The sequence below is a fragment of the Frankia sp. AiPs1 genome (assembly GCF_023716945.1).
Taxonomy (GTDB): Bacteria; Actinomycetota; Actinomycetes; order Frankiales; family Frankiaceae; genus Frankia.
This window is the reverse complement of sequence record NZ_JAMQQF010000897.1, coordinates 1-1,556: the sequence shown is the minus strand read 5'-3', so window position 1 is coordinate 1,556 and position 1,556 is coordinate 1. Positions and strand designations below refer to the sequence as shown.

At 75.3% G+C, this 1,556-nt stretch carries 2 protein-coding genes and 1 pseudogene; all 3 read left to right on the top strand.

The genetic code is table 11. The features are described from left to right. Positions 1-451: DUF881 domain-containing protein (locus ND748_RS31690; RefSeq protein ID WP_251749963.1), on the top strand; the 451-nt coding region annotated here is incomplete at its 5' end. After that, entirely contained in the window at positions 448-780 is a 333-nt protein-coding gene (locus ND748_RS31685) for a DUF1290 domain-containing protein (protein WP_251749962.1), read from the top strand. The genes ND748_RS31690 and ND748_RS31685, both read left to right, overlap by 4 nt. 572 nt (positions 781-1,352) lie before the next feature. After that, a pseudogene (locus ND748_RS31680) lies at positions 1,353-1,556 on the top strand (DUF881 domain-containing protein); the annotation flags it as partial.

Genomic DNA, 1,556 nt, shown 5'->3' with positions numbered 1-1,556 from the left:
GCTGGCCGGCGGCTCCGGTTCCGCCGACCCCCGGGTGTCGGCGTCCGGCACCCCCCGCCCGCGCCAGCCCGGGCCGACGGCCGCCCCGGGCGTGGCCGTCTCGGAACGCATCCAGGATCACGATCTCGCCGACCTGGTGAACGTGCTGTGGATCTCCGGGGCCGAGGCGATCGCGATCAACGGGGTGCGGCTGACGTCCCTCAGCGCGATCCGGGCCGCGGGGGACATCGTGCTGATCAATTTCGTCCCGGTGCTTGCACCGTATGCGGTCGAAGCAATCGGTGATCCGCTTCGGCTGGTGCGGCGGGTGGAGCAGTCGGCGGTGGTCGACCGGCTGCGCCACCGTCCAGGTTCTCCCGTGACCTCCCTGACGGCGTCCGCCGCCGCGTCCCTGACCCTGCCCGCGGCGCCGTCACCGGTGCTGCGCCATGCCCGACGGAGCGGATCATGATTCCCCTGCTGGCCCTCGTGCTGGGGGTGGTGGCCGGACTGCTGCTGGGACCGAGCGCTCCGGACTGGCTCGACCCCTACCTGCCGGTCGCGGTCGTCGCGGCGGTCGACGCGGCCCTCGGCGCCGCGCGATCGCTCGTCGAGCGGACGTTCGACGACCGGGAGTTCATCGTCTCGTTCGCCTCCAACGTGGTGATCGCCGTCCTGCTCGTGCTGCTCGGCGACCTGATCGGCCTCGGCGGTGCGCTGTCGACGGCGGTCGTCGTCGTGCTGGGCATCCGGATCTTCACGACCGCGACGGCCCTGCGCCGCGCGCTGATCAGGCTCTGAGAATGGCGGCAAGCGCGGCGCGGCCCCCCCGACCCGAGCCCGCCGGCGAATCCCAAGCCGAGCCGGCTGCCGGCGCCGGCCCGGACCCGGCGCCGCCGACGGTCGACGAGCCGGACGCTCCACAGCCCGGCGTCGCACAACCCGCCGTCCCACAGCCCGCCGTCCCACAGCCCGCCGTCCCGGGGTCCGCTGTTCCAGGGTCTGCTGTTCCAGGGTCTGCCGTTCCAGGGTCTGCCGTTCCGGGGCCCGCTGTCCCACAACCGGCTGTTCCACAACCGGCTGTTCCACAACCCGTCGTCTCGGAGCCCGCTGTCCCACAGTCCGTTGTCCCACAGTCCGCCGTCTCGGAGCCCGCTGTCTCGGAGCCCGCTCATCCGCAACCCGCTGCGGAGGACGGTGGGGATGGCGGCCAGCGGGTCGGGGTCGGCGGGCCGCCGGCCGTCGGCGGTGCGGTCGTCCGAGCCGCGCAGGCCGTTGAGGGGGAACCGGGCACCGCCGACCCGGCGGGGGCGACCGGCCCCGCCCAGCCCGGGACGGGATCGGGGCCGCTCCGGGCGCGGCTGAGTCGGGCGGTGACCCTCGCCCTGCTGGCCGCCCTTGGTTTCGGCGGGGTCGTCGCGGCGCGTTCGGCGGCTCCGTCGTTCTCCCTGGCGACGGCCGGCCCGGACGAGCTCGCCGCCAGCCTCGGCGCGATCGGCGCCGAGGACCGGGCGCTCGCGTCGCAGGAGGGGCGCCTACGCCAGGAGGCGAACGGCGCGAACGGCGCGGGCGAGGCG

Bases quoted from the DNA above. Each gene is read 5' to 3' on its own strand.
- ND748_RS31685 (WP_251749962.1), top strand. From the start codon at position 448: ATGATTCCCCTGCTGGCCCTCGTGCTGGGGGTGGTGGCCGGACTGCTG.